At 63.0% G+C, this 23,301-nt stretch carries 22 protein-coding genes; 10 read left to right on the forward strand and 12 right to left on the reverse strand.

Annotated elements, in window-relative coordinates; all coding sequences use genetic code 11:
* Nucleotides 1-164: 164 nt before the first annotated feature.
* Together AV929_RS08170 and AV929_RS08175 are read left to right on the forward strand one after the other, a co-directional pair.
* Nucleotides 165-1,034, forward strand: a complete 870-nt coding sequence (locus tag AV929_RS08170) for an SDR family oxidoreductase (RefSeq protein WP_050037951.1) — start codon at nt 165-167, stop codon at nt 1,032-1,034.
* A gap of 143 nt (nt 1,035-1,177) precedes the next feature.
* Nucleotides 1,178-3,199 carry an AMP-binding protein gene (locus AV929_RS08175; protein ID WP_064287963.1) on the forward strand — a complete coding sequence of 674 codons (2,022 nt, stop codon included), beginning with the start codon at nt 1,178-1,180 and terminating at the stop codon, nt 3,197-3,199.
* On the opposite strand, the gene AV929_RS08180 is transcribed toward AV929_RS08175, so the two are convergent.
* Nucleotides 3,200-4,390 (reverse strand): MFS transporter, encoded by a 1,191-nt coding sequence (locus tag AV929_RS08180; protein WP_064287964.1) that lies wholly within the window; start codon nt 4,388-4,390, stop codon nt 3,200-3,202.
* A gap of 702 nt (nt 4,391-5,092) precedes the next feature.
* Nucleotides 5,093-6,070, reverse strand: coding sequence for a phosphoadenosine phosphosulfate reductase family protein (locus AV929_RS08185; protein WP_005534748.1), 978 nt, complete (start codon nt 6,068-6,070; stop codon nt 5,093-5,095).
* A 136-nt stretch (nt 6,071-6,206) separates the two neighbouring features.
* Here AV929_RS08185 and AV929_RS08190 point away from each other — a divergent pair, with 136 nt between their 5' ends.
* A complete protein-coding gene (locus AV929_RS08190) occupies nt 6,207-6,824 on the forward strand; it encodes a stage II sporulation protein M (RefSeq protein WP_064287965.1) in 618 nt (205 codons plus the stop codon).
* A 73-nt stretch (nt 6,825-6,897) separates the two neighbouring features.
* Here the strand turns inward: AV929_RS08190 and AV929_RS08195 are convergent, their stop codons facing one another.
* Together AV929_RS08195 and AV929_RS08200 are read right to left on the reverse strand one after the other, a co-directional pair.
* The gene (locus AV929_RS08195; protein ID WP_008309489.1) at nt 6,898-7,500 is read right to left on the reverse strand and encodes a hypothetical protein; all 603 of its coding nucleotides are present in this window, start codon (nt 7,498-7,500) and stop codon (nt 6,898-6,900) included.
* A gap of 195 nt (nt 7,501-7,695) precedes the next feature.
* The gene (locus AV929_RS08200; protein WP_014040180.1) at nt 7,696-8,028 is read right to left on the reverse strand and encodes a 2Fe-2S iron-sulfur cluster-binding protein; all 333 of its coding nucleotides are present in this window, start codon (nt 8,026-8,028) and stop codon (nt 7,696-7,698) included.
* Nucleotides 8,029-8,211: 183 nt separating this feature from the next.
* On the opposite strand from AV929_RS08200, the gene AV929_RS08205 reads away from it, so the two are divergent.
* Together AV929_RS08205 and AV929_RS08210 are read left to right on the forward strand one after the other, a co-directional pair.
* On the forward strand, nt 8,212-9,630 hold the full coding sequence (locus tag AV929_RS08205) for a geranylgeranyl reductase family protein (protein ID WP_050037954.1): 1,419 nt from the start codon (nt 8,212-8,214) through the stop codon (nt 9,628-9,630).
* A gap of 243 nt (nt 9,631-9,873) precedes the next feature.
* Entirely contained in the window at nt 9,874-10,326 is a 453-nt protein-coding gene (locus AV929_RS08210; RefSeq protein WP_079980830.1) for a type IV pilin, read from the forward strand.
* Between the two features lie 5 nt (nt 10,327-10,331).
* Here the strand turns inward: AV929_RS08210 and AV929_RS08215 are convergent, their stop codons facing one another.
* A complete protein-coding gene (locus tag AV929_RS08215) occupies nt 10,332-11,603 on the reverse strand; it encodes an amidohydrolase (RefSeq protein ID WP_064287966.1) in 1,272 nt (423 codons plus the stop codon).
* A 64-nt stretch (nt 11,604-11,667) separates the two neighbouring features.
* The gene (locus AV929_RS08220; RefSeq protein WP_008309480.1) at nt 11,668-12,000 is read right to left on the reverse strand and encodes an uS10/mL48 family ribosomal protein; all 333 of its coding nucleotides are present in this window, start codon (nt 11,998-12,000) and stop codon (nt 11,668-11,670) included.
* 95 nt (nt 12,001-12,095) lie between these two features.
* Here AV929_RS08220 and AV929_RS08225 point away from each other — a divergent pair, with 95 nt between their 5' ends.
* The 3 genes from AV929_RS08225 to AV929_RS08235 all read left to right on the forward strand — a co-directional run bounded on the left by AV929_RS08225 (nt 12,096) and on the right by AV929_RS08235 (nt 14,647).
* Nucleotides 12,096-12,527, forward strand: coding sequence for a bis(5'-nucleosyl)-tetraphosphatase (locus AV929_RS08225; protein ID WP_008309479.1), 432 nt, complete (start codon nt 12,096-12,098; stop codon nt 12,525-12,527).
* A gap of 367 nt (nt 12,528-12,894) precedes the next feature.
* Nucleotides 12,895-13,560, forward strand: coding sequence for a DUF4013 domain-containing protein (locus AV929_RS08230; RefSeq protein ID WP_225306753.1), 666 nt, complete (start codon nt 12,895-12,897; stop codon nt 13,558-13,560).
* A gap of 40 nt (nt 13,561-13,600) precedes the next feature.
* Nucleotides 13,601-14,647, forward strand: coding sequence for a DUF5787 family protein (locus AV929_RS08235; RefSeq protein ID WP_050007300.1), 1,047 nt, complete (start codon nt 13,601-13,603; stop codon nt 14,645-14,647).
* A 56-nt stretch (nt 14,648-14,703) separates the two neighbouring features.
* On the opposite strand, the gene AV929_RS08240 is transcribed toward AV929_RS08235, so the two are convergent.
* Genes AV929_RS08240 through AV929_RS08250 form a run of 3 tightly spaced genes read right to left on the reverse strand, consistent with a single transcriptional unit; the run spans nt 14,704 to nt 17,172 of the window.
* Entirely contained in the window at nt 14,704-15,183 is a 480-nt protein-coding gene (locus AV929_RS08240; RefSeq protein ID WP_004516865.1) for a DUF5797 family protein, read from the reverse strand.
* Nucleotides 15,184-15,229: 46 nt separating this feature from the next.
* Entirely contained in the window at nt 15,230-16,465 is a 1,236-nt protein-coding gene (locus AV929_RS08245) for an ABC transporter permease (protein ID WP_064287967.1), read from the reverse strand.
* On the reverse strand, nt 16,465-17,172 hold the full coding sequence (locus tag AV929_RS08250) for an ABC transporter ATP-binding protein (protein ID WP_050037958.1): 708 nt from the start codon (nt 17,170-17,172) through the stop codon (nt 16,465-16,467). The genes AV929_RS08245 and AV929_RS08250 overlap by 1 nt, the downstream gene beginning before the upstream one ends.
* A 116-nt stretch (nt 17,173-17,288) precedes the next feature.
* On the opposite strand from AV929_RS08250, the gene AV929_RS08255 reads away from it, so the two are divergent.
* Nucleotides 17,289-18,308: a hypothetical protein gene (locus AV929_RS08255; protein ID WP_014040189.1), complete on the forward strand. Its 1,020-nt coding sequence runs from the start codon at nt 17,289-17,291 to the stop codon at nt 18,306-18,308.
* Between the two features lie 24 nt (nt 18,309-18,332).
* On the opposite strand, the gene AV929_RS08260 is transcribed toward AV929_RS08255, so the two are convergent.
* From AV929_RS08260 to AV929_RS08270, 3 genes are read right to left on the reverse strand one after another with little or no spacing between them, the layout of a single operon-like run.
* Nucleotides 18,333-18,797: a Mut7-C RNAse domain-containing protein gene (locus tag AV929_RS08260; RefSeq protein WP_023843238.1), complete on the reverse strand. Its 465-nt coding sequence runs from the start codon at nt 18,795-18,797 to the stop codon at nt 18,333-18,335.
* Nucleotides 18,790-20,526: a DNA polymerase/3'-5' exonuclease PolX gene (gene polX / locus AV929_RS08265; RefSeq protein ID WP_064287968.1), complete on the reverse strand. Its 1,737-nt coding sequence runs from the start codon at nt 20,524-20,526 to the stop codon at nt 18,790-18,792. Before polX ends, AV929_RS08260 begins: the two co-directional genes overlap by 8 nt.
* A 1-nt stretch (nt 20,527) precedes the next feature.
* The gene (locus AV929_RS08270; RefSeq protein ID WP_014040192.1) at nt 20,528-20,980 is read right to left on the reverse strand and encodes a DUF5788 family protein; all 453 of its coding nucleotides are present in this window, start codon (nt 20,978-20,980) and stop codon (nt 20,528-20,530) included.
* Nucleotides 20,981-21,206: 226 nt separating this feature from the next.
* On the opposite strand from AV929_RS08270, the gene AV929_RS08275 reads away from it, so the two are divergent.
* Nucleotides 21,207-23,291, forward strand: coding sequence for a caspase family protein (locus tag AV929_RS08275; RefSeq protein ID WP_064287969.1), 2,085 nt, complete (start codon nt 21,207-21,209; stop codon nt 23,289-23,291).
* Nucleotides 23,292-23,301: the final 10 nt, after the last annotated feature.

Raw genomic sequence — 23,301 nt, forward strand, 5'->3', positions numbered from 1 at the left:
TTCCGACGTAACCCCCGAATAACGGGAGGTTTACACGTAAACCACGTCGTCGGTGAGACAGCGGAGCAGCGTTCTCGCGCCGGGCTGTGACAGCACCACACGGTCAGTCGGGTATACATGTCAACCCGCCCCTATTCGGACATGTCTAGAGAACGTGTGACTGAATGGCATCCAGCACCTCTCACGAACGGCTCGAAGTCGAGCCCATCGACGAGTCCTCGATCCTGTTCGTCGACGACGACCACTACACGAGCGACACGGTCTGTCTGGTGACCGGCGGCGGATCGGGCATCGGCCGGGCGACAGCGCTGGCGATGGCCGCCAACGGGGTGACTGCCGTCGCCACGGATATCGACGAAGACGGTCTCGCTGAGGTCGCGGACACGGCGGCGGACCTCGACCTTGATGGGGCCGTCGAGACCGTGGCCGGCGACCTCGCAAACGACGCGGATATCGAGTCCATCGTCGAGACCGCGGCCTCCCACGGCACCATACGGTATCTCGCGAACATCGCCGGCCTCCAGCACATCGACGCCATCGAGGACTTCCCGATGGAGACGTACGACCAGATGCACGACGTAATGCTTCGCGCGCCGCTCGCGCTGTCGAAGCGCGTCATCCCTCACATCCGCGGGACCGACGACGGCGTAGGTGCCATCGGGAACATGGCATCGGTCCACGGCCATTACGTTACCTCGGATAAGGTGGCCTACAACGTCTCGAAGTTCGGCCTGCGGGGACTGACACAGTCTATCGCCGCGGAAGGCGGTGACGGGCTCCGTGGGTTCTCTATCAGTACCGGCTACGTCAAGACGCCGCTGGTGGTCGACCAGATTCCCGACACCGCCGAGCAACGTGGCATCAGCGTCGACGAGGTCATCGACGACGTGATGCTGGGCCAGGCGCGGGTCAAAGAGATGATGGACCCCATTGACGTGGCGAACCTCTTCGTGTTCGGGCTCTCGACACACGCCGACCATCTCAACGGCGGGGACCTGCTGTTCGACGGCGGCATGACAACGACCTACGAGTGAGACAGTGGTGTGTGGACATGCACTGTCCCTGCGCCACACACAAGCGACGCGGAGTCGGGCTACCCCGACCGACCAACGGACGCACGGGGCAGCGGCGGTACGAGTTTATACCAGACGGCCAAACACTACGGAATACTGACGCTATGAGTGAACAAGACCACGTAGACTCCATCGTCCACGAACCGAGCCACGCGTTCGTCGAGTCGACGAACGTCTGGGAGTTCATGCAGGAATACGACATCGACAACTACGACGAACTCATCGAGCGAACGACCACGGACCTGCCAGAGGAACCAGAATCCGGCGTCGAGTGGTTCTGGGACCTGCTCCCGGAGTACCTCGACATCGAGTTCTTCGACGCGTACGACGAAGTCCGAGACGATAGTGAGGGACCACAGTTCACCGACTGGTACCCCGGCGGGACCATCAACGCCGCCCACAACGTTCTAGACCGCCACGCTGCGCGGGACAGCCCGACTCGAAACACAGTCGCGCTCATCTGGGAGGGTGAACCCGGCGACGTTCGGGAGGTCACGTACCACGAACTGAACCGGCAGGCCAGCAAGGTGGCGAACTACCTGGAATCCGTCGGCGTCGGCACCGGCGACACTGTCGGCCTGTACATGCCGATGGTCCCCGAGGTGGCGTCGATACTGTACGGCTGTCTCAAGGTCGGCGCGATCGCCGTGCCGATCTTCTCCGGGTTCGGCGTCGACGCGACGGCGACCCGCATCGCCGATGCCGAGTGCTCCGTCCTGTTCACTGGTGACGGCTTCTATCGCCGGGGCTCCGGTGTCCACCTCAAGGAAAGCGCCGACGAGGCCATCAAGCAGGCCGGCGAGGAACTCGGGACGACACCGGTCGAACACACTGTCGTCTATGACCGCCTCGGTATCGCGGACGACCCCGACGAGACCATCCGCTGGACCCGCCGCGACGAGTGGTGGGACGAAGCGATAGAGACCGCCAACGACGAGTACGCGGCGAAGGAACTCCCGAGCAACCAGGAGTCGATGCTGCTGTACTCCTCCGGGACGACCGGGAAACCGAAGGGCATCGTCCACACGCACGCCGGCGCACTCATGCAGGCGGCCAAGGAGATCTACTTCGGCTTCGACCACAAGCCAAGCGACCGTTTCTTCTGGGTAAGCGACATCGGCTGGATGATGGGGCCCTGGACGCTGCTCGGGAACCACGCCTTCGGCGGCACCGTCTTCATGTACGAGGGTGCGCCGGACCACCCCGAACCGGACCGCTTCTGGGAGATGATCGACCGCCACGACATCACCACGTTCGGCGTCTCGCCGACCGCGATTCGGGCGCTCCGAAAGAAGGGAGACGAGTGGCTGGAGGGCCACGACCTCTCCAGCCTCCGGTTGCTGGGCTCGACCGGCGAACCCTGGGACCCCGAGAGCTGGCTGTGGTTCCACGAAAACGTCGGGAACGAGGACTGTCCAATCATCAACATCTCCGGCGGGACCGAGATAATGGGCTGTTTCCTCATGCCGATGCCGATTCAATCGCTCAAACCCTGCACACTCGGCGGTCCGGGACTGGGGATGGACATCGACATCGTTGATTCCGATGGCGAATCGATAGCCGACACCCACGAGCGCGGCTATCTGGTCGCCAGGGACTCTTGCCCGTCGATGACCCGGTCGCTCTGGTCGGGCGACGACCGCTACCTGCATGAGTACTGGTCGACCTGGGACGACGTCTGGGACCACGGCGACTGGGCGCAGAAAGACGAGGACGGCCTCTGGTTCCTCCACGGCCGAGCGGACGACGTGCTCAACGTCGCCGGGCGGAAGGTCGGGCCGGCGGAGGTCGAGGGTGCGGCGATGGAACACGACGCCGTCAATCAGGCCGCCGCCGTCGGTGCGCCGGACGACACCACCGGCACTGCCGTCGTCCTCTACGCCGTGCTGGAACCCGGCTACGAACCCGACGACGACCTCCGGGACGACATCCGCGCCGCCGTCGGCGAGGAACTCGGCAAGCCGTTCCGGCCCCGAGAAGTACTATTCGTCGATGAGTTCCCCAAGACCCAGAGCGGGAAAATAATCCGCCGGGCAATCGCCGGCGTCTACCGCGGCGAGGACCTGGGCGACATGTCCAGCATCGAGAACCCGGGCGCACTGGACGAGGTCCGCGAGGCGTCGTAGTCAGCCCCCGACGGCGTCCTCGGCCGGCTTCTCCAGTCGTAGCAGTCCGGGCAGCGCCAGCACTGCGAGGACGACCTCCGTCCCGCCGGCGACGAGGAACGCAACGGGGTAGCCGAAGGCTCCGGCGACAGTGCCGCCGACGAGGATGCCGGCGAGGAAGCCGACGCTACCGAAAATGTTGAAGCCGGCCATAGCGGTCCCACGCTCCGTCTCGACGGCGAGGTCCGAAACGAGCGCCATCGTCGCAGGGGCCATCAGTGCCCCGATAACGCCGGTCAGTACCATCCCTGCACCGGCGATGGCCACCGTCGGCGCTTGCCCGACGCCGACAACAGTGAGTCCGTACAGCACCGACCCGACAACGATAGGAGCGGTTCGACCGATGCGGTCAGAGAGCACGCCGAAGGGATACTGCAGCAGGGCAAACGGAGCGAAAAACAGCGCCAGCATGACACCGGTTTCGCCGGGGCCCAGTTCGAACGTCTCCCTGAAATACAGCGTGCCGACAAGCGCGAAAAAGCCCGCAGTGAGCCGGTCGATAAACCCGAAAGCGTACGGCACGCCGAGCGTCGGTCGCTGTTTGAGCCCGGACACGGTCGCGGCCAGGCCTGACCGCCCGTCCGACGGTGCGCGGTCGGTCACGAGCAGCGTGGCCACTGCGACGACAAGCGACAATGTACTCGCCACATACAGCGGGAGCGTCGTCTGGATTTCGTAGAGTTGGCCGCCGAGTGGCGCCCCAAGCGCCGTCCCACTGCCGATAGCGATGCCTGCCGCACCCATGTTCTTGCCGTGGCCGCCGCCGAGGTCCATCAGCATCGTCATTGCCAGCGAGAACGCGGCGATAGTGGCCCCACCCTGAAGCGCTCGCAGGACCAGTACGCCGGCAAACGGGAGCGAGACAGCGCCGGGGAGCCACGCGATGAGGGCGTACAGCACTGCGCCGGCGCCCGCCCCGCCGATGATGAACGGCGTGCGCCGTCCGGTGGCGTCGCTGAGCACGCCCCATACGCCAGCGAAGACGACGAAAGACCCGAACTCAGCGGCCAGGAACCACATGCTGGCGTTCAGGTCCGTCGTCGCACCCAGCGACCGGACGAGCCTGTCGACACCCGGATACAGCAAGACCTGCGCCAGTAAAACGGCGAAGATAACGCCCGCGAGAACGCCCCGGTCTGTGCGGTCCGTCACAGACAACGGATACAGCGAGCCGAGAAAAATAGATGTCGACCCGAATACGTGACGCTAATCGTAGGATTCCACAACTATCTACCACAGAACGTCGCAGCCGCTAACTCGGGCCAAACCGCCTTACTCAGCGCTATGCGGCGGAACGAACCCGCAGTTCGAACAGCCGTTGTGCTTCGTCGTCTGGTAGCTCAATTCCGCCCCGCAGTTCGGACAGTTGTACTGGTCTGAACTCATTCACCTACTCGTATTGTTCGACAGTACCTAAACCTTTTCTCGACAACCGTCTATAACGTTTTTTCGGCCGCGTTACGGGACGTAGCGAGGCTTAGACTGCAATCAACCGGCTTGTGGGACGGATAATTGCATCGTTCAGAAAGGATGAACAAGGGTCTAAAACGGGTATTGGTCGCCGCCTGTAGCCGTTGCCGCGCACATAACGGCAGCCGTGTCCACTCTGTGCGTTCGACCACACCGGGTTCGGGATTGCTGCCGGCGCGGAATACATCGACTCCTGTCGAAGTGTTAGAGTGACAATATTCAGTGCTGATAGGGGCTTCTGTGCTCCGGGGGTCAGCTACCGGCGACCACTCGTCTCGGTCGACAGGCGGATTCGGCCGTGTATTTACTGTTTGTCGTGGCGAACGTCGCTACTGAGACAGCAAGAGAAACAGCGATACGGAACCGGCGTCGTTCCGTGGCCGTTTACATGTAGCCGAGGTCGCGCAGGCGCTCCATCAGGTCTTCCTTGTCCTGGGCGCGGCCGGCGCGCTCGGTCGTGTTCGCCATGTCCTGCAGCCAAGCGGGCTCTTCGGCGGACTTGTCGGTGCTGACCTCGCTCCCGAGCGAACGGAATCCGGCGAAGTACTTCGGCGAGACCGGCACGTCTTCCTTCTCGATGCCCTCAGGCAGGTCGTCCTGTCCCTGCGGGACGTAGCCGTCGTCCGGGTAGCCCTCGACGGTGTCCGGGACGACGAAGTTCCAGAAGGCCTCCCACACGTCGGCTTCCGCGAACTGGAGAATCGACTGGATGCGGTCGTGCGGCGGGTAGATGTCCGGGTCGTGACGCGGCGAGAAGAACGTCTCGTCGGCGCGGGACTCCTGCTCGTCCCAGCGGATGCCCGACAGGATGCCGTCGACGTCGTGCTCCTCGATAGTGTCGTTGAGCGCCACCGTCTTCAGGAGGTGGTTGCCGACGTAGGTGTCGAGCAGGAACGGGAACGTGTCCTCCTCGTATTCGAGGATGTTCCGAATGTGGTGCTGGTTGTGCTCAGAGAGTTCGTCGACGGGGATGTCGTCACCCGGTTCGAGGCCGTTTTCGTCGACGTAGTTGCCCACGTCCTCGTTGCGCGCCCAGATGACGTCGAGGTCCCACTCGTCGGCCCAGTGTTCGACGAAGTCGATGAGTTCGTCGAAGTGCTGATAGTGGTCGATGAAGACGACCGGGGGTACTTCGAGGTCGAAGCGCTCGGCGACTTCCTTGACGAAGTACAGCGTCAGCGTCGAGTCCTTGCCGCCGGTCCACATCACGACAGGGTTCTCGTACTCTTCGAGGCCGGTCTTCGTGACCTCGATTGCCTTCTCGATCTTGTGGTTGACAGTCGGGTACTCTTCGGGGTCTTCGCCTTCCCCGTCAGTGTAATCAACGTCCAGATAGTCCGGGAACTCTGCTGATTCGGACATAGTGTAATGAGATATAATTACGAGTGCCAAGTACTTTTTGGATGGCCGACAGGTGTGTGAGGCGGTGGCAAATAAAACGGCGGCCGCGCCCGTTCAGGTCACTCGGGTTTTTTGCTGCCGGCGCGAAAGGCGTGGTATGGACGACCGCCCAACCCTCCCGGCTCGCCTCTTTCACCGCTGGCTGTTGCGCTATGTCCCTGTAGCCGCGCTGATCCTGATAGTCAGTGGACTCCTCGGGTACGGACTCGGCAGTCAGGTACCCGCCGAGTGGCTTCAGAACCCCGGAACGACCGGCGAGAATCCCTTCATGCCGGCTGAGCTCACGACAGTCTCTCTGACCGTTAACAACCTCGGGGCGTTGCTCGTGATGGCACTCGGCGCTATCTCGCTCGGTTCGATGACGGTCCTGTCGCTCGTCTTGAACGGCCTGCTCATCGGGGTCGTCGTCGGTATCGCACTCAAGCAGGTCTCGCCCGTCGTCGTCGCCGCACTCATCGTCCCACACGGCCTCATCGAGATCCCCGCACTGCTCATCGTCGCCGCCGTCGGGCTCCGGTTCGGGTGGCGCACGATACAGTACATCCGCGGCCGCACGGACGAACTGGTCACCGGACAGGATCTCCGGGAAGCCGGCTGGCTGCTTGCGACGGCCGCCGTACTAATCGTGATTGCGGCCTACATCGAAGCGAACCTCACCATTGAAATCGCATCACGGTTTACCGACGCCGACCTCTCAGGTATCGCGTCGGCGTAGCGACTTGAACTGGCCGCTATACGGCGTTGAGCTACGGCTCGGCAAAATTGAATCCGTGACCGGACTACGCGCGTTACGAGATGAACTCGTTGTCGCGCCAGTTGACGCCCTCTTCTTCCTCGCCGTCGCGGGGTTCCTCTGCAACGTTGATCGCGGCGGGTCGCTCTTCCCCATCGACGATGCGGACAGCTTCGAGTTCCTCGTCGACCGCCGCAATTGCCGTCAGCGTGCCCTTTTCCGCGACTTTCGCGACCTCACACAGGACCTCGAACATCGCGTACTGGAGCGCTGTGTTCTGGAGCACGGTCTCGCGGTCGCCCTTGAAGCAGGCGTACTCAACGAGTTCGGACTCGATTTCTTCCTCTTCCTCTTCGAGTGCGCCCCACTGGGGGCCACCGCCGGAACTCCCGGTACTCGCGGCCCCGGGCGGTCCCATCTCGTCGGGGTCTTCCTCGTACACCCGATTCTCCGTGACGCTGGCCTTGAGCTGGGCCGTCGGGGTGTACTTACTCATGGAGTCGTCTTTGGCGACAGCGCTGACGATTAGCGTATTGTTTCGACGGGTGATGTCGATGTCAGCGATTTCGGGGGGAAGGTCCGGATCCTCGAAGAAATCGTAGGCGTCTTCCAGTGGCAGTTCAAGTGTCGAGTGAAGTCTGTATACGCGGCTGGTCATGGTTGGGGAAGCGTGTATCAGTCGTCGAAGGCCGTCCGCTGACGCTGTAGTCACTACTCTATAGGGGCCACTTGCTTATATGACCTGTCCTTCATTCGCGGTTTCACCGCTCTATATCAGGCAATATATCAGGCGTATGTTAAAGGTATTTACAGACCTTCTAGCAGGCTATATGGTAGTGGTATTCAGTGCCTACTAGTCGTCCGCAGGCGTGGGATCGCCGTCCTCCAGGTCGACATCCGCTTCAATACTGGGCGGGTACTTCCCGCGGTCGAGTTTCAGGTCCGACTGCGGCCGCGCCATGCAAGTCAGTGCGTAGTCCTCCCGTTCCCGGTCGGTCAGTCCGCGGGCGGCAGGCTGGGTAACCGACCCCTCGACAATCTTCGCCGAGCAGGCCAGGCACATCCCCACGCGGCAGGAGTACTCCTGGGCGATACCCTCCTCGATACACCGCGAGAGAATCGTCTCCTTCTCGGAGACGGTGATTTCCTCGCCCGTCCCCACGAACGTCACCGTGTACTCGGTCATGCTCGGCCCTTTGACACCCCCCAGCAAAACTCTTTATCACCGCTGTCCCGGAGTGAAACGGACCGCTGTCCGTCAATGCCGCATGACGCACCCGTAGTCGGCTGTGCATCGCAGAAACAGTTATAGCAGTGCGTAAAACCGATAGTCGGAATAATTTTCTCTCTCCGGGCAGGACGGGAGTGCATGACCACACACCAGGACGGCAACGCCGGCGGAGCGTCGGCGACTGCACGGACCGTTTCCGTGGACGTTGTCGTCGTCGGGGCCGGGACATCCGGCTGTTACGCCGCAGCGACCATTGCGGACGCGGGCTACGACGTCGTCGTCGTAGAGCGAAAGGACGAGACCGAGGCCGGCCACATCGCCTGCGGGGACGCGCTCAAGGGAGCCAGCGACTTCCCTGAAGCGATTCCGAAGTCACAGCTCGAACCGGCGTTTACCAACACCGATGTCGACCACGGCCGGTTCGAGATTCCACAGGAGGACACCGTTCTCGAAATTCCCGTGCCGGGCGAACTCGCCGTCATCGACCGCTGGGAGTACGGTCGCTGTCTCATCGAGGGTGCAAACGACAGCGGTGTGGAGTTCCACTACGACACGGTCGTTCAGGACGTGTTGCAGGACGACAGCGGCCGCGTGACAGGCGTGAAAGCCATGCGGAAAGGCGACCCCGTCACATACGAGGGTGACATGGTCATCGACGGGGCCGGCGCGCTCTCGATTCTGCAGGACAAGACCGACCTCGAAGACGCGACCTTCGACACGAACGTCCAGTACTCGCAGTTTTGCTCTGCCTACCGGGAGATTATCGAGGTTGACGAGCCGGTCGAGTGGGACGACGCGCTCGTGTTCAAGCCGACCGAGCGCTCCGCCGGCTACCTCTGGTACTTCCCGCGTACGGACACGGAGATCAACGCCGGCCTCGGTTTCCAGATGAACGAGGAGCCGATGGAACTGGTCGACGACCTCAAGCGCGACCTGCAGGGCCGAAGCGAGTTCAAGGGCGCGGAGGTACAGGATAAACTCGGCGCTGCGCTGCCGACGCGCCGGCCATACGACTCCGCCGTCGCGCCCGGATTCATGGCCGTCGGGGATGCCGCTGGACACGTCAATCCAACCACCGGCGGCGGTATCGCCGGTGCGGCCTACGCCGGGACCTACGCCGCCGAACAGGCAATCGAGGCTATCGAATCCGGCCGGACGGACGACGAAGCCGCGCTCTGGGAGTACAACGAGCGCGTGATGGAGCACTTCGGCGCCCGGTACGCGGCGCTTGACGTGTACAACATCTTCACCACCGCCTACGACGTCGACGACCTGATGGCGCTGCTGGCCGCGTTACCCGGCGAGAAGCTCGCCGAGGCGCTGTACGGCGGCTCGACCAGCATCGGGCTCGGACTCAAAATCAAGATGGCAGTCAAGAGCATTGGCCACCTCGGGACCATCCGGGACCTCTACCAGACGAAGAAAGCTGCCGACCGGCTGCTGGACCATTACCAATCCTACCCCAGCGACCGCAGCGGCTTCGAGGCCTGGCAGCGCGAGCGTGATTCGATTATGGACGATATCTACGAAGTCACTGGCGCAGAGCCCAAGTACTGATTCCGCGGCTCGTTGCGTTTTCCGTTTGATTCTGATATTCTGGCGCGGGGTTGCCAGCAGCAGCGACGGCGTTTCGAACAGCTATTCGGATAGTAGTTGCTGAAATCATGAACTATAGTTCTGAACAACAAGTTTTATTATTTAACAACATGATATCAAAATGAAGTCACACTGGGGTCGGTCGACCGGGGGGTCACCGAGACGGAGACAGCGTGTCGACCGTCGCCCGAGTGGGGGTCAATCATGCTAGCACGCAGATTCCAATCCGACGATAGTGCAGTCTCGCCAGTTGTTGGTGTCATTCTAATGGTTGCAATAACAGTGCTGTTGGCGGCGACAGCAGCGACGTTCTTCCTCGATTTCGGTTCTGGGAGTCTCGGCCAAAGCGCGCCACAGGCGGCGTTTACGTTCGATTACGACGCGGGTAGTCCCGACAGCCTGACAATCGAGCACCGGAGCGGCGACTCTATTCAGGCCGGGAATCTGTACATCACCGTTAGCGGGGCTTCAACCGCCAACGGACAGCACGATTTCCCGAGTCTCGGCGGCGCACCGGCGGCCGGTTCGGAAATCACAGCCGGGTCGAAGGTGACGTTTTCGAAGGCCGCTGATCTCTCGGATGCGACGGTCACGCTGAACTGGAAGTCGCCGGATAGCGGCAAATCGATCCAACTCGCCAGCTGGGAAGCGCCGTAGCGTATTCACTCACTCAGTTGGCTAATCGCTTTACTGACGACATCGATACCGATTGCCAGTGAATTCTCGTCGACGTCGAACGTGGGCGTGTGGTGGCCGCCGGGGTGGTCGGTCCCGATACCGACGAACGTCGCCGTCCCGCTGCGGCCCTGGACGCGGTCCATCAGATAGGTCGCGTCCTCGCTCCCACCGAGGTCGTCGGTCCGAAGGCGGCTTGTGACGCCGGGAACTGATTCTGCTGCGTCGTACACTACACCCGCAAGCGCGTCGTCGCTCACCGCACTCGGCGCTTCTGCGGTCGTCTCGACAGCGACTTCGCAGTCGTGCATCTCGGCCGCGGACGACATGACGGTGTCCGCCCGTTCGCTCATGTATTCCTTGAGCGAGGTCGTCTCACCCCGGACTTCTCCTTCCAGCGTCGCTTCCTCGGGGACGATGTTCGTGGCTGTGCCACCCTCGACGACCCCGGCGTTGACCCGGGTCGCGCCGTCGCCGTGCCGTCGAATCGCGTGAAGGTTCTGGACGGCAGTCGCCAACGCTTGTACGGCGTCCCGTCCCTGTGCGGGATGCCCTCCAGCGTGCGCCGTCTCGCCGGTGAACGTCGCCTCGAACTGCCGAACCGCGAGGAAGCCGCCGACGCCGGCGACGATCTCACCGGTCGGATGATCGAGACCGATATGTATCGCCAGCAAGTGGTCCACGTCATCCAGATGTCCACTCTCGGCGACGGCCTTCCCGCCGCCGATAACCTCTTCGGCCGGCTGGAAGACGACTTTGAACGTTCCGTGGAAACCGCTCTCTTTCACTGCCTCCAGCACGCCAAGGCCAATCGTCGCGTGGGCGTCGTGCCCGCAGGCGTGCATATACCCCTCGTTGGCTGAGCGGAACTCCTCCGTCACCGGGGCATGTGCCACGCTGTCTGACTCCGTTATTGGAAGCGCGTCGATGTCGACCCGGAGCGCGACGGTCGGCCCATCGCCCTGTTCGAGCACAGCGAGGGCACCGGTGAATCCCCCAGTGGCGGCCTCCAGCACGTCCTCACGGGCCCCGGCCTCTCGGGCCTTCGCCTGCCAGTCTTCGAGTTCATCAGCGTCCGGGACTGCCATCCGCGCGTCGCCATCCACGACATCCTGACCGAGATGCAACTGGTCGACGCCGATCCGTTCGAGTTCGTCGACGATGCGACTGGTGGTGTAGAACTCCCGCCACGCGGGTTCGGGACAGCTGTGTAAGTCGCGCCGAACGGACCTGAGCCGTTCCTGTTGAGACTCGTTCATGCCGGCGAAACGGGGCACAGCTACTTATACGAATCCACAGGAGCGGACGACAGTCACTCCGGGGCTACGACCCGCTGCCGACCTGCGTCCGCTGTTCGACGCCGGCCTCGACGTGGATGGCGTTCGGGAAGGTTCGCTGAGTAACGTTCCGAGCGAACTCCTCGTACCCGACGATCTCTATCGTTCGGGTGTAGACGGTGTGGGTCCAGGACTCGAAGCGGCCGCCGCTTGGCCCCAGTGACTTCGACTGAGGAACCCGCAGCTCCTGTGGCTGCTTCGGATGCGGGCCTTTCAGTTCGACCCCCTTCTGTTCGGCGCTCTCTTTGATCTCTGTGACAATGTCCTCGAGGCGGTGTCGGTCCCCACTGGTGAAAGTCAGCGTCGTGACGAAGGGCATCTGTAGACGAACACTCAGCCGCGAGTGACAAAAGGCCATCTGTTTCCGTTGTGTCTCCGATATTCTCTTAAGTAGCGGTGTCATAAAATCCGATAATGATAGAGGCCACGAGCGCGGGAGCCATCCTCTTTCGCGATACGCGTGGCCGGCGGGAGTACCTCCTGCTCAAGAGCCGACCCGGCGATTGGGAGTTCCCCAAGGGCGGCGTCGAGGGCGAGGAAGAGCTCCAGCAGACCGCCATACGCGAAGTGAAAGAGGAGGCCGGCATCGGTGATTTCCGGCTTTTAGACGGGTTCCGCGAAGACTACGACTACGTGTTCGAGGCGAACGGCAACACCATCCACAAGACGGTCCACCTGTTCGTCGCGAAATCGTTCGAAGCGTCAGCCGAACTGTCCACAGAACACCGCGACCTGCAGTGGCGCGACTACGAGCAGGCCATCAACACAGTCACGCAGGACGGCCCCCGCGAGATACTCGAACAGGCAGACGAGTTCCTCGACGAACGAGCGGACGACGAGGAGTAGAGAGAGCGGCGACACTCGGCCGGATTCATCCAGCACCGACGCGGCGCTCTGGATAGCTACCGCTCCGTCGTCGCTTGCTGACCGGCTCAAGTGACCTCACCGGATAACCAGCCCATGAACACAGATCCCCTAAACTACCATATAAATTAAAATACAGAATTACATTCGATAGTAAAATGCACGACTGCCCACCCCATATGTAGCCTAACCTTTATTTCCGCGATATCATCTGCCGTTGAGATAATTACGAATGGGGATTTATTTTATAAACAGTATTTCCCCCAATACTAACAGTATTTTTAAATAGGATAAGATTACAGTTTTCAAAGAGGCGTCTAAAATGTTAGAAGACGGACTATCGTACCCAATGCAAGGCGACAGTTGGATAGCACAGATGTTGATCGGCGGCGTACTGCTGGTGTTCTTTTTCCTCCTGATCCCAGTGTTCGCGTTCAACGGCTACTTGCTTCGTGTGATCGGAACGACCGTCGAGGGCGAATCCGAACCACCTGCCTGGGACGACTGGGGTGAACTCATCATCGACGGAGTCAAGTTCAGTATCGTCGGTCTCGTGTACTCTATCGTTCCCATAGCTGTCATCTTCGGTATCGGGAGCGTCCTCCTCGGATTGGGTGGTGCTGCTGGGAACTCTGGCGGCGGAATCATCGCCGGCTTCGGGCTCATGACACTGCTCCTTCTGATTCCGGTAATGTTTCTCATTTACTATATTGTCCCGGCAGCACTCGCCAATATGGCGGTCGAAGGCAGCCTTGGAGCAGCGTTCGACTTCTCGCTGCTGAAAAATGTCGTCCTTACGAGTGACTACTTCATCGCAGTCCTGATGCCGATTGTCGTTGGCATTATTACGAACCTCATCAGCAATATTCTGGCGTTTACTGTCATCGGACTCGTTCTCGTTCCGTTCGTCACCTACTACGGGCAGGTCGCCGTCTTCCGTATGTTCGGAACGGCATTCGCAAGCCAGACGAACAAGAGCGCACAGCAGGTAACAGGTCCGACCACGTCAGCCTAACCCAGCAGTTCTTACGCGGCCGGCTATTTTTTCGAGATACGTGACATCGAGTGGTGGAGCCGATTCAGACTCCGAGTTCGCCTTCGAACTGGCCGTCTGTCAATGGGCCGAGCGAGCGTGGTCGCCGTCGGACGATGCGGCGGTGCTGATCGCCAGACAGTTCGGGACGAAACACCGACGCTGGGACACGATTGTACTGGAGTGTGACCCCGACGGACTCCGCGAGCGAGCGACGTTCGGCGGAGACGCGTTCGACTCGGACCTCCTGCACGTCCTGCAGAACGCGCCGGCCGACTGGACGTACTACCGCGACGCGCTGCCTGACCCGGGCTATCCGTGGCGGTACGTCCGAGAGTCGATTCACGAGGCGGCTGACCGGGACGCCATCGAGACCCGAAAGCGGGGCAACCGCATCGAAATCCGTCGGGTGCGACCCTATCCCGACTGGCTCCGTCGGGTCGTCGCCATCGAGAACAAGCCCGACCTGACGGCCAGCGCCGCCAGGAATCTCGTCCCACAACTGGAGCGGGACATCGCGCTGTCGCTGGCCGACGAGGTGTGGGTCGCGACGGCGACGACCGACGAGCGCGTGGAACCGGTCCTGCTGGCGGACCTGCCCGCGGCCGCCGGCGTGCTGACTGTCGATCCCGAATCCGGCACAGCCGAGGCGGTCTGGCAACCGCGGTCGCTGTCAGTGACCGACCCCGGAACGCGCATTCTGGACCGACCGGACGACGACACCAGCGCGGCGCGGTTCGAGTACGCGAGTCCTGATTGGAAGCAAGAGCGGCGGCTCGCCATCGCCGAACGGGCATACGATCGCGGCTGGCGCGCGTACGCGGACACGATGCGCCCCGACTGCAGGCACTTCCAACTCAGCGCCGACGAAACTGGCGTCTATCCACACTGCGCCGCGAAAGGGTGTCTCCCGACGGCGGCGGAGTGTCGGGGGCAGTGTCCGTCTTACGAGCCGGAACCGCCGGCGTGGCGGTCGAAGGACTGGCCGCTCGACGGCGGGCCGGGCAAAGCAATAAAACGGGTGTTAGCGCGGCGACGCCGCCGCCAGCGGCCGGGGCTGTCGGAGTAGCGGACCGACACCGCGGCCGGGCTGTCAGAGTAACCGACCGGTACTGCGGGACGCACTCACTCCTCGGATAGCTCGATGTCCAGTTCGTCCCGGGGAACGGCGAGCCTGAACGTCGGCACCGTCTTCTCGACCGTCTCCACGATACCTTTGTCTGCGAGGCTGCGGAGCGCGGAGCGAACATCGTCAGTGTCGCGGTCCTCACCGACCTCACGGAGGGCGTGTAACACGGCGACGACGCTCTGGCTCTCCTCGTCCGGCCCGGCGATCACGTCGACGATAGCCTGCTGGAGCGGGGTGACTGTCACCGTCTGTATCCGTTCGGAGTCCTCCCCGTCGATGAGCGTCGTCGCCTCCGGCGTCGCACAGATGAGGCTGTTGTCGTTGCGGTAGTAGTACTCCTTGAGTTCGGATTCGAGGTACTGGTGTACCTCGCTCCCGCTGTCCATGTCCCAGCGCTCCTGTAGCTCGCCGTTTTTCGTCGGCTGGAGTTCGACGATGTCGGCGAGTCGCTCGCGGGCCTCCTCCGAGAGGGTCATGGCCCGTCGGTACGACGACCACGTATTTCGGTGTTCTGAATCCCGATCACTCGTGCCTGAGTGCGTCGATGGGGTCGACCCGCGCCGCTCGCCAGGCCGGGTAGAGACCGGCCACGACGCCGACAAGGACGCCCACGCCGACCGCGAGCGCCATCCACAGCGGCGCGAGCGAGAACGTGACCTCGGCGTACCGGGTCGCGCCGTAGCCGACGAGCAGTCCGAGCGGGACGCCGAGCAGCGAGCCGATAGTCCCGAGCAGTGCGGCCTCGACGAGGAACACCTGCATCACGTCGCGGTTGCGCGCCCCGACGGCTTTCATGATGCCGATTTCGCGGGTCCGTTCGGTGACGCTGACGAGCATCACGTTGGCGATGCCGATAGCGCCGACGACCAGTGCGATGACGGCGATGCCGGTGACGAAGCGCGTGATGCGCTCGATGACGTCACTGATCTCCTCGACGAAGTCGTTGCCCGAGCGAGCGACCAGTTCCGTGTCGTCGGCCGACAGCGACCGCGCGTCAGAATTACCGGAGAGGTACGTCTGAATCGCCGACTGCGTTTCCGGGATCGCCCGAGGATCGACGACGAGGGTCACCTGCGGATACGCACGCTGTCGCACGCCCGCCGAAGGACTCTCGACGACGGAGTCGTAGAACGGATCTATCGGGACGTACACCCGCGGCTGGCGGGCGAACTCGCTGACCGGGACCTCGCCGCGGGTCCCGTTGACGACGCCGACGACGGTGACGTTCCGTTCGCTGCCGTCGGGCATCGTCATCGTGAGCCGCTCGCCGGTCGTGAGGTTCTCGGAGAACGACCCGGCCATGCGCTCGTTGACGACGACGGCTTCCTCGTCGGCCTCGAAGGAACGCCCCTCGACGAGGACGCCGTCGGTGATGCTGGCCGGCCGCGTCGCCGTGACCTGCTGTCTGGCGAGCGTCCGATTCCCGTGCTGTATCGATTGTGTCTGGACGATTCCGCGCGGGAGTACCGCCTGTACCCCCTGGATTCCCTCTAGCTGCTGAATGTCGTACTCGGTAAACACCGGTTGGAGCGTCCGATCGAAATCGTCGTCCTCCGCCGGCGTTCCGAACACGTAGATGTTGCCCGCGTTTGACGTCTCGATGTCACCGACGATCTCGGCCTCGACGCTGGCCCCGAACGTGGCGAAGGTGATGACCGACGCGATGCCGATGACGACGCCGACGACAGTCAGCGCCGACCGGAGCTTGTGCGCCCTGATTGACCGGAGCGTGATGCGAACGCTCTCGCCGGTGTCCATCAGTGCTCGCCTCCGGAAACGTCCTCGACGGACTGGATGTGGCCGTCCTCGACGTGGACGATGCGCTCGGCCCGCTCGGCGACGTGGCGCTCGTGGGTCACCAGCAGGAACGTGTTGCCCGCCGCGTGGAGGTCGTCGAACAGGTCGAGTATCTGCGCGCCGGTGTCCGTGTCGACGTTACCGGTGGGCTCGTCGGCGAGTATCAGCGCCGGGTCGGTCGATAGTGCGCGGGCGATGGCGACCCGCTGGCGCTGGCCGCCGCTGAGTTCCGAGGGGACGTGGTCGGTACGGTCGGCGAGCCCCACCTCCGAGAGGAGCGACACTGCCCGTTCGCGGCGACGGTCGCGGTCCCAGCCGTCGAAGACGAGCGGCAAGGCGACGTTCTCCACCGCGGACAGGCGCGGCATAAGGTTGAACGTCTGGAAGACAAAGCCCACCTCGGTGCCGCGGATGTCAGCCCGTTCGGCCTCGCTAGCCGACGAAACGTCCTGTCCGTTGACCACGACCTGCCCCGACGACGGCGTGTCCAGCCCGCCGATGAGGTTCAGGAGCGTGCTCTTGCCGGAACCGCTTGGACCCATCACCGCCGTGTACGACCCCGCCGACAGGTCCAGGCTCACGTCGTCCAGCGCCGTCACCGTCCCGCCGAGGTCGTACTGCTTGCTGACGCCGTCGACGCGGACAGTCGTGTTCGCTGACTCGCTCACAGCCCGGCGTACGGACTGGACAGCAATGAGGGGTTCGCCGGGTGCAGATTCCGCCGGATACAGTCCGTTTTCTGACAAGAGGAACCCACTTACCACTCCAGTCCTAAGCCCGGACAATGACAGCCGATACCGGACGGAGACTAGCTATCGTCGCGGTGTTCGTCACCATTGGACTACTGGCTGCTGGGGCGGTCGCCGGCGTGTCCGGCCTCAGCGAAATGGGGCAGCCGTCCGGCGACGACGTGCTCGACCGAACCGAGCAGCGCTACGATGCGGCCGAGACAATTACCGGGACCGCGACAGTGACCGTCACGAACGACTCGGAATCGAAGACTGCGACGGTGGAGTACGCTGCCGCTGAGCCGAACAAGACGTGGGCCGCCGTCACGAGTGAGAACCGGTCCTACGAGATGGGGACGAACGGAACCGTCGTCTGGGCGGTCGGCGAGAACCAGTCCTACGGCCGCGAACTGCCCGAGGAAGCCGCGGCGATGAACGACACTACGGACCCGGTTCCCGAGGAGAACGTCACTGCGACGCTCCGCGGGACCGCCGAAGTCGACGGCGAGTCGACGTACGTCCTGGACCTCGAACCGACGAACGAGAGCATCGACGCGCCGAACACGACGCTATGGGTCGATACCGAGGACTACCGGGTCCACAAGCTGACCACCGACGACGGGACGAACCGGACGGAACTCACCGTTGAGGAGACGAACTTCAACGTCAGCATCGACGACAGCCAGTTCGCTCCACCGGCTGACCGGGTCGCCGTCACGACCGTCGAGAGGTACGACTCCTACGACGCGGCCCAGTCCGCGACGGACCTGGACCTGCCGAAGTACGAGAACGGGACGTTCGAAGAGGCACGGTACATCAGCCGGCCCGAGAGTACGGCTGTGGCCCAGCAGTACGACGCTGACGGGGAGAACGTGACAGTTCTGACCGCTACCGGCGCGTCGAGCTATCTTGACGACGTGGAGAACGGGACGGCAGTGCAGGTGAACGGGCAGAACGCGACCGCAATCGAGCGCGACGACAGTGCTGTCGTCTACTGGACCGAGGACGATGTCACGACCGGCGTGGTCGTCGAGGGGACGACCGAGGAGGCCGTCGCCGCGGCTGAAGAACTGTAGCGACGCCCGCTGACTTTCTACGTTCTACAGGCCGTCCAGCGTCGCCTGAACTGACGCCCAGTGGCTCCCTTTCCAGAAGTGCTGTCCACAGTCGGTACAGCGCCAGACCGTCTCGTCGTCCGCGTTCGGTGCGTACTCCGGCGTCGGTGCCACCGGATCGACCTGTTCGACCGGCCCGTTGCAGACGCCACAGTGGGCCGGCTCCGGAGCGAGTGAAAGATGGAAGCCGGCATCGGCGAGTTCCCGCAACTGGTCCTCGACTGCCCGCTCGGTGAGGAGCACGCTCTCGGGTGCGCGGGCGGCGAGGTCGCTGTCCCGAGTAATCACCAGCCGGTCCTCACGTTCCGCTATAGCGAGGAGGTCGTCATCAGCCTCGGCGTCCCGGTCCAGCGCGTACGCCGTGTCGTAGCCACACATCCGCAGATAGGTGGCGAGCTTGCCGAGCATCGCATCGAGCACGAGCCGGTCGCTTGGGGAATTCTCAGGCATCGAGGAACTCGCGGAGGTCCTCGGCGTCGCGGGTGTTCAGCACGTCGTCCGTCTCGACCCAGCCCCGCCGCGCCGTGTGGACGCCGTAGCGCAGGAGTTCGAGATCGCGTGGGCTGTGTGCGTCCGTGTTGATGGCGATTGTCGCCCCGGCTTCGAGGGCCTGCTTGACCGCGCCGCCGCCGAGGTCCAACCGGGCGGGGTTGGCGTTTATCTCCAGCGCTGTGTCGCTGGCAGCGGCGACTTCCGCGAGGCGCTTGATGTCGACGTCCAGCCCCTCACGACGGTTGAGATACCGGCCTGTCGGATGGCCAATGACGTTCACGTCGGGGTGTTCCGCTGCGGCGACGAGGCGGTCCGTGCCGTCCCCGTCCAGCGCGGCGTGTGGCGAGGCGACGACCACGTCCAGGTCCGCCAGCAAGTCGTCGGCGACCGAGACGCTGCCGTCCGCGGCGATGTTGGCCTCGACGCCGGTGAACACGTCGATGTCGGCGTCCGCCGCGACCGACTCGACCTCTACTATCTGCTCGCGGAGTTTCTCGTCCGGGACGCCGACGCCGCCGACCATCCCCGGCCCCGTCGCGTGGTCCGTGACCGCGAGGTAGTCGTGACCGAACGCGGCGGCCCCTTCGACCATCTCCGCAATCGTGTTGCTGCCGTCCGACCAGTTCGTGTGGGTGTGGATATCGCCGCGGACCTCGCCCTCGGCGAGGAGGTCCGGGAGCGACCCGTTGGCGGCGGCTTCGACCTCGCCGCGGTTCTCGCGGAGTTCCGGCGGCACCCACTCCATGCCCAGCGCGTCGTACACTGCGTCCTCGGTTTCGCTGGCCACTAGTTCACCGGCCCGCTGGTCGTCATCCTCAACGCCCTCGACATCGAAGACCCCGTACTCGTTGACCTTCAGATCCCGCTCGATAGCGCGGTTGCGGACCGCCACGTTGTGGTCCTTGCTGCCGGTGAAATACTGCAGCGCCGCGCCGAACTCCGATGGGTCGACGATCCGCAGGTCGACCCGAACGTCGTCCGCGTAGGCGCTCGCTTTCGTCTCGCCGGACTCGATGACCCGGTCGAGTCCCTCCCAGTCGGCGAACCGCTCGACGACGGCCTCGGGATCGGTGCTCCCGACGAGCACGTCCACGTCGCCGATGGTCGGTCGCCAGCGACGAATCGATCCACCGAGCGCGCACTCCTCGACGGCGTCGCCGCCGGTCATGTACTCTCGAATCCGGTCGCCGTACGGCCGCGCCTCGCCGAGCAGCGACCGCTCGTGGGCCTCGCGGGCGAAGTCGATGTTGTCGAGGATGTTCTGCTCCGTTTTCGCCCCGAAGCCCGAGACTTCCTGTATCTGGCCGGCTTCGGCAGCCGACTCCAGTTCGTCGAGAGTGGTGATGCCAAGCGCCTCGTACAGCGAGCCGACGGATTTCGGTCCCACGCCCTCGACCGCCGTGAGAGCATCCATCTCGACGGGGAGTTCCTCGCGGAGTTCGGTTAGCTCCTCGATTTCGCCAGTGTTGACGTATTCAACGACCTTCGAGGAGATTGCATCGCCGACGGCGTTGATTTCGCCGACGCTGTCTTCCCCCTCGGCGGCCAGCCCCTCGATCGCCCCGGGGAAGTCCCTGATGTTCTCGGCCGCCCGGCGGTAGGCTCGGGGTTTGTACTCCACCCCTTTCGCGTCCAGCAGGTCGGCAAACTCTTCGAGCAGTGTCGCGATTTCGTCGTTCCGGCTCATGTTAGTAGCTCCGCCCGGCACGACCCGTGCCGGAGTCCGCGTCCTCGTGACCCAGTGCTTTCTGGAGGAACTTCATCCAGCGCTTCCTGTCGGCCGTCTCCTGGGTCTGCGCTTCCTGTTCGATGTTGGCCGCACCGAGCTGTTCGAGCGCGTTGAGCGCCCGGTCGATACCGATGATGGCCGTGGCAAGCTCTTCGCCGCGCTCGTAGCTCACTTCGTTGTCCTCGATCCGCTGCTTGCGCTGGAGGCGCTCGCGCCGCAGGTTCTTTTTCGCCTGCTCGACGCGTTCGCGCTCGCCCCGCGGAATCGTCTCCCGACGCTTGATTTCGAAGACGAACGACTGGAGTTCGATCTCCTCGCCCTGCACGGTGATCTCATCGGGGATATCCGCACCGACGGTCGCGCTGTCGCGTTCGATGCGCTCCAGCAACTGTTTGCGCTCGAACTCTTTCACTACCTGAGTGTTAGACCGGGGTGCCCTTACCCGCTTCGCCCATCGGCTACCAGGGTTTACACGGGAGTGCCTGCTTCGCACCACCCGACTGAGCCCGGTCAGCGCCCTGTTTCAGGCGACCCTCGTGGGCGGCCCCGACCGATAGAAAACGAAGTCGGCGATATCTTTTTCATGGTTTCTGTCGTTCTCATTGTACGAGAGTAATACCGTCCCCCTCGCTTATTACATGACTCTAACGTTCGAACCGCTTGACGACCGCCCTGGACTTGCGGTTATTGATCAGATCGAGCGCCAGCGCTACCGGATACACACGCCGACCCCCGTCGCGCTCCGGGAGGCAGCGACCGACGTGTTTCAGTACCCGGTCGGGGACGCTGTCCGGATCCGAACGCGCGCTATCGAACTGCCGACAGTGGTCATGGTGTACGTCCGTGACGATGCCGGCGCGATAGCCGCCGAGGTTGCCCAGTTCGAGTCTGAGACGCTGCCGGCGGATGACTACGTGCTGGACCCGCTGACCCAGATCAAGACGTATATGCGGGTCGAAGACACCGCGATGGAGGTCACCGTCGACTCGGACCGGACCCGTATCGAGTTCGACGCCCCGACAGACCTGCTCATCGGCGCTCGCTCCCAGCACGACCGGCCGGCGGCCACGGTCACGACGACCGAGCAACCGACCGACGTGATGGCCGCGGTCGAGACCTTCGGGTCGGCGCTCAAGGCCTACGACCCCGAGCGCTCCTACCCGACGCTTCGCGGCCATCCACCGGCGCTTGAGGTCGGAGACAGTCTGGACATCCCGACGGATATCGACAGGCCGGACACTGGTGTCACGCTCGAACTGCCGCCTGACCTCGCTTCGATCTTCGTCGCCGCACCGCTGTCGTACTACCTCGGGGCTTCGCTCGTTCCCGCGTCCGAGCCGCGGCTCACAACCGACACAGGATTCACGTACTCGCTCGATACCGCACGGGGTTTCGAATCCGAGGTCGGACGCACGCTCAAACGCCTCTTCTTCCTCGATTGTGTCACGCGCACCGAGGGATTCCACCAGATCGACTTACACGAGCGAGCGGCCATCGAACCGTACGTCGACCTCAACTTCCAGTCGCTGTATCAGCAGCCGCTGGCGGAGCAGGTCGCTACCTATCTGCAGGTCCCGTACGACGTCATCGAGGACCACATCCCGAAGTGGCGGTTGACGACGCACATCGACCCGGTGCCGGCGAACGCGGAACAGCTCCCGTACGTCGTCGACGACCTGGCTATCGTCCGAACGCATCAGCAACAGCGGCTGAATCAGGCGAGCGTTCCGGCGGAGGTCGAGGCCGAATTCACCCGGGACGACGTCATCACCCGCGCCGCGAGTTCCGACGCTGCGACCGCTCCATCTGAGGCGGACTACGTCGAACCGCAGGCCGAGGACTCATTGGAACAGGCCTGGATCGGGGACAGCATCCCGATCGGTGCGAGCAAGCTGACCAAAGCGGCGTTCGAACACCGACTCGACCGTGACACGAACGCCGAGGACATCACGATTCGCGTCGTCCAGAACGACGCCCGCATGGACGAGGAACGGCAGGTCGTCGACGACGTGTACGGCACCCGCGACGACTTGCCGTTCGATGTCACGGTCCACGACGACCTGACGACGGCGGAGCTCAGGACCGTTCTCACGACCGACGCGGAGTTCTTCCACTACATCGGCCACACCGAACACGACGGCTTCGTCTGCAGCGATGGCAAACTGGACGTGACGGCGGTCGACTCTGTAGGGGTCGATACGTTCCTGCTGAACGCCTGCAACTCCTACAACCAGGGGTTAGCGCTCGTCGAAAAGGGTGCAATCGCTGGCATCGTCACGCTTAACGAAGTGCTGAACGACGGCGCGGTTCGCATCGGTGAAACAGTCGCCAGGCTGTTGAACTGTGGGTTCCCTCTTCGAGCCGCGCTTACTATCGCACGCGGTGAGAGTATTCTCGGTGGGCAGTATATCGTGGTTGGTGATGGTGGTATTACGGTCGCACAAGCAGACGGTGGGATCCCAAATCTACTTGAAATAGAACTAACTGAAACCGGCTACAGCGTAGGGATGAATACATACTCGACGGATAATAAGGGGTTAGGAGCTATTATGTTCCCCCATTTTAATGATTGTGAGGAGTATTATTTAGTCCCGGGTTCTGTTGACAGATTCACAATCTCCAGGGAGGAATTAGTAGATTTTCTACATATGCAACAGGTACCTATCAAAGCCAATGGAGGTCTCTACTGGAGTGCTTCGATAGATTTGGACAATATTAAGTGAAATTTCGAAT

This window comes from Haloarcula sp. K1, assembly GCF_001647155.1.
Taxonomy (GTDB): domain Archaea; phylum Halobacteriota; class Halobacteria; order Halobacteriales; family Haloarculaceae; genus Haloarcula; species Haloarcula hispanica.

What these genes read in the sequence shown, in the direction of transcription:
- AV929_RS08170 (WP_050037951.1), top strand. Translation starts at nt 165, where the DNA reads ATGGCATCCAGCACCTCTCACGAACGGCTCGAAGTCGAGCCCATCGAC.
- AV929_RS08175 (WP_064287963.1), top strand. Translation starts at nt 1,178, where the DNA reads ATGAGTGAACAAGACCACGTAGACTCCATCGTCCACGAACCGAGCCAC.
- AV929_RS08185 (WP_005534748.1), bottom strand. Translation starts at nt 6,070, where the DNA reads ATGTCCGAATCAGCAGAGTTCCCGGACTATCTGGACGTTGATTACACT.
- AV929_RS08190 (WP_064287965.1), top strand. Translation starts at nt 6,207, where the DNA reads ATGGACGACCGCCCAACCCTCCCGGCTCGCCTCTTTCACCGCTGGCTG.
- AV929_RS08195 (WP_008309489.1), bottom strand. Translation starts at nt 7,500, where the DNA reads ATGACCAGCCGCGTATACAGACTTCACTCGACACTTGAACTGCCACTG.
- AV929_RS08200 (WP_014040180.1), bottom strand. Translation starts at nt 8,028, where the DNA reads ATGACCGAGTACACGGTGACGTTCGTGGGGACGGGCGAGGAAATCACC.
- AV929_RS08205 (WP_050037954.1), top strand. Translation starts at nt 8,212, where the DNA reads ATGACCACACACCAGGACGGCAACGCCGGCGGAGCGTCGGCGACTGCA.
- AV929_RS08210 (WP_079980830.1), top strand. Translation starts at nt 9,874, where the DNA reads ATGCTAGCACGCAGATTCCAATCCGACGATAGTGCAGTCTCGCCAGTT.
- AV929_RS08215 (WP_064287966.1), bottom strand. Translation starts at nt 11,603, where the DNA reads ATGAACGAGTCTCAACAGGAACGGCTCAGGTCCGTTCGGCGCGACTTA.
- AV929_RS08220 (WP_008309480.1), bottom strand. Translation starts at nt 12,000, where the DNA reads ATGCCCTTCGTCACGACGCTGACTTTCACCAGTGGGGACCGACACCGC.
- AV929_RS08225 (WP_008309479.1), top strand. Translation starts at nt 12,096, where the DNA reads ATGATAGAGGCCACGAGCGCGGGAGCCATCCTCTTTCGCGATACGCGT.
- AV929_RS08230 (WP_225306753.1), top strand. Translation starts at nt 12,895, where the DNA reads ATGCAAGGCGACAGTTGGATAGCACAGATGTTGATCGGCGGCGTACTG.
- AV929_RS08240 (WP_004516865.1), bottom strand. Translation starts at nt 15,183, where the DNA reads ATGACCCTCTCGGAGGAGGCCCGCGAGCGACTCGCCGACATCGTCGAA.
- AV929_RS08245 (WP_064287967.1), bottom strand. Translation starts at nt 16,465, where the DNA reads ATGGACACCGGCGAGAGCGTTCGCATCACGCTCCGGTCAATCAGGGCG.
- AV929_RS08255 (WP_014040189.1), top strand. Translation starts at nt 17,289, where the DNA reads ATGACAGCCGATACCGGACGGAGACTAGCTATCGTCGCGGTGTTCGTC.
- AV929_RS08260 (WP_023843238.1), bottom strand. Translation starts at nt 18,797, where the DNA reads ATGCCTGAGAATTCCCCAAGCGACCGGCTCGTGCTCGATGCGATGCTC.
- polX (WP_064287968.1), bottom strand. Translation starts at nt 20,526, where the DNA reads ATGAGCCGGAACGACGAAATCGCGACACTGCTCGAAGAGTTTGCCGAC.
- AV929_RS08275 (WP_064287969.1), top strand. Translation starts at nt 21,207, where the DNA reads ATGACTCTAACGTTCGAACCGCTTGACGACCGCCCTGGACTTGCGGTT.